Origin of the sequence: Micromonospora sp. M61 (assembly GCF_018070245.1) — a bacterium.
Classification (GTDB): Bacteria; Actinomycetota; Actinomycetes; order Mycobacteriales; family Micromonosporaceae; genus Micromonospora; species Micromonospora zamorensis.
Genome location: NZ_JAGPYA010000077.1, coordinates 21727 through 28817 on the forward strand (window position 1 = coordinate 21727; position 7091 = coordinate 28817).

Annotated in this window: 6 protein-coding genes; all 6 read right to left on the reverse strand. The window is 73.6% G+C overall.

All coding sequences use genetic code 11. From position 1 onward, the window contains the following. Positions 1-61 precede the first annotated feature (61 nt). Positions 62-838 (reverse strand): anti-sigma factor, encoded by a 777-nt coding sequence (locus KBX34_RS29760; protein WP_088946861.1) that lies wholly within the window; start codon positions 836-838, stop codon positions 62-64. After that, positions 835-1527 (reverse strand): sigma-70 family RNA polymerase sigma factor, encoded by a 693-nt coding sequence (locus tag KBX34_RS29765; protein ID WP_088951545.1) that lies wholly within the window; start codon positions 1525-1527, stop codon positions 835-837. Before KBX34_RS29765 ends, KBX34_RS29760 begins: the two co-directional genes overlap by 4 nt. A gap of 126 nt (positions 1528-1653) precedes the next feature. After that, on the reverse strand, positions 1654-2511 hold the full coding sequence (locus KBX34_RS29770; protein WP_210794238.1) for a spermidine synthase: 858 nt from the start codon (positions 2509-2511) through the stop codon (positions 1654-1656). Between the two features lie 16 nt (positions 2512-2527). Beyond that, positions 2528-3487, reverse strand: coding sequence for a hypothetical protein (locus KBX34_RS29775; protein ID WP_210794239.1), 960 nt, complete (start codon positions 3485-3487; stop codon positions 2528-2530). A gap of 55 nt (positions 3488-3542) precedes the next feature. Next, positions 3543-6017, reverse strand: a complete 2475-nt coding sequence (locus KBX34_RS29780) for an AAA family ATPase (RefSeq protein ID WP_210794240.1) — start codon at positions 6015-6017, stop codon at positions 3543-3545. After that, positions 6017-7091 (reverse strand): exonuclease subunit SbcD (locus KBX34_RS29785; protein WP_210928293.1); only part of this gene is annotated, 1075 nt, incomplete at its 5' end. The genes KBX34_RS29780 and KBX34_RS29785, both read right to left, overlap by 1 nt.

Consider the following 7091-nt stretch of genomic DNA (forward strand, 5'->3'; position numbering starts at 1 on the left):
CCACAACGACAGATCGGCGCCGGCCATTGTGACAATGACCGGCGCCGAAGCGTACGCGAGACTACAGGGGGACCGTCACCAGCGGACTCGCCACACCATTGGCATCGATCGACTGCACCTGGAGCTGTTTGATGTCACTCACCAGCGCGGACGTCGAGGCACTCAACTCAAGACCCTGCGGGCGGGTGTTGGTGCCGTAACCACCCTCCGGCACCGACCAGGTCGAAATCACCTCGGGGTCGGCGTTCTTGCGCACCACCACCAGCCGGCAGACGCGCGGGCCGGGCAGCTTCCGCAGGCTGAAATTGATCCGGGTGCCGTACTCCCGCTTGACCAGGAACACCGTCGTCTGCACGCCCGTGGTCGGGTCGGTCGCGTCGACCTGGTCGCCCTCCTCCTCCGTGCCGCCCACACCAGGGCCGCTCGGCGGAGCAGTCGGCCCGCTGGTCTGCGGGTCGATCGGTGCGTTCGACGTCGGACCGGCCACCGGAGTCGAGCCGCTGTCGGTCACGCTGACGAACCCGTACCCGCTCAGCCCGCCGAAGACCACCACTGCGGCGGCCGTCGCCAACATCTGCCGGAACCGGGTACGCCGACGATCGGCCCGAACCGCGCCCAGCGTCCGGTTCAGCAACGCCGGATCGGTCGCCGTCTGCTCCAGCGCCATCATCGTCTCGCCGTCGATGTCGGAGAGGAGCCCGACCACCGGCACCATCGTCTCCAACTCCGCCGCACACGCCCAGCAGGTCGCGAGATGCTCCTCGAACCGCTCGGTATCCTGCTCGTCGAGCACACCGAGCGCGTACGCCGCGACGTCCATGTGGTCCGGCCGGCTCATTCTGTCACCCCCCGCTCCTGCAGAGCCGTGCGCAGCGCGCGCAGCGCGTAGTAGACCCTCGACTTGGCGGTGCCGAGCGGCAGCCCCAACTCCTCGGCGGCCTCCGGGACCGTCCGCCCCCGGAAGTACGTCGAGATCAGAATTTCCCGGTGCGACTGACTGAGCGTACGCAGCGCGTCCGCCACCGTCATCGTGCGCAACACCCGGTCGGTGCTGTCCGCCTCGGCGAACGCGGTGAGGTCCCGGTCGTACGTCTCCGGTGGCCGGGCCTCCTGGCTGCGGTGCTCGTCGATGGCGATCCGACGGGCCACCGTGACGAGCCACGGCCGCAGCGAGCCCTGCCCCTGCGTGCCGAGGCGGTGCGCGTTGCGCCAGGCCCGCAGCAGCGTCTCCTGGACGATGTCCTCCGCACGCTGCCGATCCCCCCCGGTGAGACGCATCACGAACATCAGCAGCGGACCGGCGTGCTCGGCGTAGAGCTGACGGATCAACTGGTCGGAATGGCTGGCCTCGGTTGTCGTCGCCTGATGGCGCCCGGGCGCCGGTCGCGGCGTCACCGGACCATTCTGGCGAGACGTCGCGTGCGCGTCGACCCCCCGAGCAGGGGGCGTCGGCCGCGACGAGGACCGCGCCGACAACCAGTCCGCGCGTACCGCGTCACCATGCCAACCGGCCGCCACCGCATGCATGCAGACCTCCGGGATGTCCGTCACCAACGCCGGCCCACGAGGTGGGCCGCCCGGTGGTACGCGCCAGCGCCCCGAACGGATCAACAAACCGCGAAAAAAAGTTCTGCGTCGCTGCCGGGTGGGCGGTCAGCGGCGGACCGAGAACAGCCCCGGAGGCGGGGGATCGGAGCCGGTCGCGTCGGCGTCCCGGACGACCTGGGACCCACCGGCGAAGCGGTCCAGGTCGTCGCCGGCCACCACCCGACCCGGAAACCAGTCACCGGCCGCGCGCCGGGTCAGCTCCGGCACCGGCGGTGTGACCCGCCCGGCGACCAGCACCAGATTGCCGTACCGGCGGCCACGCAACACCGCCGCGTCGCCCACCACACAGGCCTGCGGCAGCACCGAGCGGACCGTGGCGACCTGGGCGCGGGCGTGCCGCAGGGGCGGGCCGTCGGCCAGGTTCGCCAGATACCAACCCGCGGGGCGCAGCACCCGGGCCACCTCCGCCGCGTACTCCACGGACGTGAGATGAGCCGGGGTACGGGCACCGGCGAACACGTCGGCGACCACCACGTCGTAGCTGGCGTCGCGGGTGGATGTCAACACCGCCCGCGCGTCCTCCACCCGCACCCGCAGCCGGGTGTCGGACGGCCACGGCAACGCCCGACGGACCAGCTCCACCAACGCGCCGTCCACCTCGGACACCCGCTGGGTAGACCCGGGACGGGTTGCGGAGACGTACCGGGGAAGGGTCAGGGCCCCTCCGCCCAGATGCAGCACCCGCAGCGGCTCACCGGCGGGCGCGATCAGGTCCAGCGCGGCAGCCAGCCGTCGCACGTACTCGAATTCCAGGTGGGTGGGGTCGGTCAGGTCGACATGCGACTGCGGCGCGCCGTCCAGCAGCAGGGTCCACGAGCCCGCCCGGTCCGGATCCGGAACGAGCTCGGCCTGCCCGGTGTCGACCTGCTCGACCACCCGGTCAGCCGCCCGTTTACGTCCCATCGTGATCAGCGCCCGTCTATCGCGCGGCGCGAGCCGCGGCGGTCAACGCGCGGTGCAGCAGTCGGGAGTCGCCGAGCAGGGCACGCAGTCGGCGTTCCAGACCGGCGATCGGGATCAGGTTCTGCGGAGCGCGGGGATCCTTGTACGGGGTGGAGGCGAAACGCGGCAGGGTGACCAGCGACAGGTCGGCCAGCTCGATCGCCGCCTCGACGGGCAGATCAGCCGAGCACTCCACCCGGACGATGCCCGCCCACGGCGCACCGACCGCCACCGGCAACCGCAGATACCACGACCAGCCACCCCAGGCGGTGCCGAGCCGGAACACCGGTGAGCGCTCACCCGACGCCATACCGGTCACCACCGCGGTCAGTCGGGCATCCAGGTACTGGCTGTGCTGCGTCTTGATGTAACCCAGGGTGCGCGGCAACTGCCGGCGGCTCCGCAACGGGCCGTCCACCACCAGCAGGTCACCGTCGACCCGGGCGGCGTCGGACACCGCCACCTCCAGCGCGGTCAGCGGGCCCTGCACCGCGGCCGGCAACTTCGCCAGCTCACCGGTGCCACCCACCCGGTGCACCGGATAGCGGATCGCACCCGCCACCACGTCCTGCGCCGACGGGCTCGCGGTGAACAGACCCCGGCCAACCCGGGTGCCGGCCAACTGCGCCGCACCCCGGCCCAGGTCGCACCGGACCACCCCGGCAGCGTACGAGGCGGCCAACCCGGGAAACGACACGCCGTCGGTCTCGGCCGTCCAGATGCTCGCGTCGATCCGGCGAACCCCGTCGACCAGCAGCACCACGTCGGGCGCCCGCACCCCCGCCCGCACCCCGATCGCCCGCCAGTCGACAGCGGGCACCTCGGCGTCCGCGTCGACCTGCGCGCTGCTCGGCGAGGCCGGCCCGGCAGCGGACGCCTCGAACGACGCCCCGTACGCCGGATCCCACGAGTCGACGAAGAACGCGGCGTCGCTCACCGAGCTGGCCCTTCGTTCGCGACTGCGGGGCTCCGCCGCGCTGCACTCCTCGCGCTCACCGGCCCGTCCGCTCTATGCGCGCCGAACGCGCGTCCTTGCGCACCTCGAACCGGACCGGGATCCGCTCGGCCAGCGCCGGCACGTGGGTGACCACGCCGACCATCCGGTCACCCCGGGCGGCCAGGTTTTCCAGGGTGGCGGCCACCGTGTCCAGGGTGGCCGCGTCGAGCGTGCCGAAGCCCTCGTCCAAGACGATCGACTCCAGGCTGGCCGCCGTGGTCGACATCCCGGCAAGCTGCTCGGAGAGCGCCAGGGCCAGCGCCAACGACGCCTGGAACGTCTCACCCCCGGAGAGGGTGCGAACGCCCCGGCGCAGCCCCGCGTCGTGGTGGTCGACCACCACGAACTCGCCCTTGTCGTGCACCAGCTCGTACTGGCCGGAAGACAGCTCCCGCAGGATCCCCGACGCGCCGTCGACCAGCAGGTCCAACGCCTCCGCTAGCAACCACCGCTCGAAGTTGTTGGCCCGCAGGTGCCCGGCGAGCGCCCGCGCCACCTGCGCCTCCCGCTCGTGCCCGGCACGCTGCTCGCGCAGCGTCCCGGCCTGCTCCCGGCGCTCCCGCAGCCGGCGGAGGTCGGCGTCGGCCCGCTCCACCGCGACGGTCGCGGCGTGCACCGGGTCGTCGCCGACCGGCACGTCGGCGTCAGCGAAGATGCCGGCGATGCGCCGCCGCACCGCGTCAGCCACCGACTCGGCCTCGGCGACGGCGACCGCCCGGCTCGCCCGATCTTCGCGGCGGCGGTCGGCCTCGGTCGTCGCCCAACCGGTCAACGCGGCCCACGCGGCGGCCACATCGTCCCGATCGGTCGCCGGCGGGCCGAACCGCGCCAACCCGTCGCGGGACGTGTCGAAGGCCCGCCATGCCGCCCGCAGCCGCTCCTCGGCGGCATCCACCCCGGCCCGGGCCTGACGTGCGGCCTCGCGGCCCGCCCGCACCGCTGTCGCCGCCTCCTCCAGGGCGCGCCGCAATCGGGCGTGCTCGGCCAACTCCCGGCGCAACACGGCCGGCTCCGCAGCCCCGGTGAGCTGCCCGTCCAGCTCGGCCAGCCGGGAGTCCACCTGCTCCTGGCGGGCCCGCGCCTGCACCAGCAGGCGCTCCAGGTCACGCGCCGCCTCGTCCCGCTGCCGCACCGCGGTCTGCGCGGCCTTGGTCGCGGCCCGCGCCGCCTTGCCCGCCGCCGTCGCGGCCGCCACCGCCGAATCGGCCGGCACCGCCGGCACCTGCGCCACCGGCTGCTCGCAGACCGGGCAGGGCGCGCCGGCATGCAGGTGCACCCGCAGACTGACCGCCAGGTCGGTGGCCTTCGCCTCCTCGTGCGCCCGGAAGGCCGCCTCCAGGTCGACCTCGGCCTGCTCGGCCGCCGCGCGGGCCACCGCCAGCGCGGCCACCGCCGTGGCGTGCTCGTCGTTCGCCGCGCGCACCGCCGCCCGGACCGTGTCGGCCTCAGCGGACAGCCGGTCCCGATCGTCGTACGCCCGCAGCAGCAGCCGCGCCGCGCTCTCATCGCCGGCGCCGGCCAGCTCCCCGCGCAGCTTCTCCTCGCGCTCCTCGGCCAACGACACGCCCGTCGCCGCGGCCTCGGCGTCGGCCCGCGCCGCAGTGACCGCGCGTGCCACCTCGGCCACCCCGCGCGGCGCGCGGATCCCGGTCAGCACGGACAACTCGTCGTCGAGAGCGGTCAGCGCCGCCGCCGCCTCGCGCGCGGTGGTCCGGGCCGCCGCCAGCTCCGGCACCGCGGCCGTCACCGCCGCCGCCAGCTCGGCCATCCGCTCGACCCGGGCCTCGGCCTCAGCCAACGCCTCGTCGTCCACGCCGGTGAGCCCGGCGAGCACCTGGTCGACCGCGTCGAGTCGGGCGTCCGCCTGCGCGGCACGCGCCGTCGCCTTCTTCTGCACGTCCTCATAGACGCCGAGGCCCAGCAGGTTGACCAGGATCTGCTGCCGCGTCGCCGGCTTGGCGTGCAGGAAATCGGCGAACTGCCCCTGCGGCAGCACCACACAGCTGGTGAACTGCTCGTACGGCAGCCCCACCGCCTCCAGCACCGCCTGCTCCATCTCGGCGGGAGTGCCGGCCACCACCTCACCGAGGTCGTCCGGGCTCAACCCGGTGTCCAGTTTGGTCACGTCGAAGCCGGCCGGCATCAGCTGCAACCCGGCGTTCGCGGTCTTCACGTTGCCCCGGCCGTCCCGCCGGACCACCCGGGTCGCCACGTAGCGGGCCCCGCCGGACTCGAAGACCAGCCGCACCCGGGCCTCGGTCGCCGACGGCGCGAGCGCGTTCGCCAGCCCCCGGGCGCCACCCCAGCGGGGGACCATGCCGTAGAGCGCGAAGCAGATGGCGTCCAGCACTGTGGACTTGCCCGAACCGGTCGGACCGATCAGGGCGAAGAAGTCGGCGTCGGTGAAGTCGACTGTGGTGTCGTCCCGGAAGACCGTGAACCCGGCCATGTCCAAGCGCATCGGACGCATCAGTGCTCGACCTCCTCGAAGAGCTCGTCGAAGAGTTCCTGCACGCCCTCGTCGGCGTGGCCCCGGCTGTCCAGGTAGTCGGCGAACAACTCCCGCGGCGAACGCCCCGAGCGCTGCGCGATGCGGGCACCGCTGCCCGGCGCGGCCAGCAGCTCCGGGTCGATGCGGATCTCCAGCGCCCGGGGGAGCAGCTCCTGCACCTCCTCGCGCAGGCCGGCGCGGGGTTGCTCCCGCACGTACACCCGCAGCCAGGCGTCCGGTGCCTCGATCTCGGCGAGCTGGGCCAGGGTGCCCCGCACCGTCCGCAGCGCGCTCGCCGCGGTCACCGGCACCTCCCGCACCCGGGCGGCGGTGCTGGCCGTCACCTCGACAATCGTCACCGAGGGGACGTTCTCCTGCTCGCCGAAGTCGACAGCGAGCGGGCTGCCGCTGTAGCGCACCGGGCAGGGGCCGATGACCCGCTGCGCCCGGTGCAGGTGGCCCAGCGCCACATAGTGCGCGGTAGCCGGAAAGACGGTGGCCGGGACGGCGTAGCCCAGCACCGTGTGCGCGTCGCGTTCGCCGCCACCGGTGGTCGCGCCGGTCACCGTCACGTGCGCGGTGACCAGGTGCACCCGGTCCGGTTCGGTGAACCCCTCGGTCAGTCGCCCGAGCACCCGGCCCAGGTGGTCGGCGTACGTCTGGTTGGTCTCCGCCGCGGTCAGCTCGTACATCTCCAGCGCGCGCACCGCGTACCGCTGGGACAGGAACGGCAGCGCGGCCAGCTGCCACCGCTCGCCGCCGGCGGTGGTGCCGTCGATGACGTGCTCGTCCGGATTTTCCCGCACCCCGCCGCGCAGCGTGATGCCGGCGGCATCGGCCCACGGCCGCAGCGCGTCCAGCGCCGGGCCGTTGTCGTGGTTGCCGCCGATCGCCACCACGTCCGCGCCGGTGCGACGCAGCGCGGTCAGCGCCCGGGTGACCAGACGCGTCGCCTCCGAGGTGGGCGCGGCGGTGTCGTAGAGGTCACCGGCGACGATCACCAGATCCGGCTGCTCGGCACGGGCGATGTCGATCACCCCGGCCAGCACGGCC